Source organism: Lysinibacillus sp. G1-3 (genome assembly GCF_056322905.1).
The window spans coordinates 1-257 of the sequence record NZ_JBWHYQ010000077.1 but is presented as its reverse complement, the minus strand read 5'-3'; the positions used below and the strand labels follow the sequence as shown (position 1 = coordinate 257).

At 45.9% G+C, this 257-nt stretch carries 1 rRNA gene; it reads left to right on the top strand.

Annotated elements, in window-relative coordinates:
- Window positions 1-140: 140 nt before the first annotated feature.
- Window positions 141-256, top strand: a 5S ribosomal RNA gene (gene rrf / locus ACVYAD_RS25230).
- Window position 257 lies beyond the last annotated feature (1 nt).

Sequence of the window (257 nt, the reverse complement as noted above, 5' to 3'; positions counted from 1 at the left end):
GATGAGGTAGATAGGTTCGAGGTGGAAGTGTGGTGACACATGGAGCTGACGAATACTAATCGATCGAGGACTTAACCAAAATGTTTGAAACATTCAATGCACCGTTTATCCAGTTTTGAAAGAATAATTTCTTTCATAAGTCTAGTGATGATGGCAAAGAGGTCACACCCGTTCCCATACCGAACACGGAAGTTAAGCTCTTTAGCGCCGATGGTAGTTGGGGGCTTCCCCCTGTGAGAGTAGGACGTCGCTAGGCA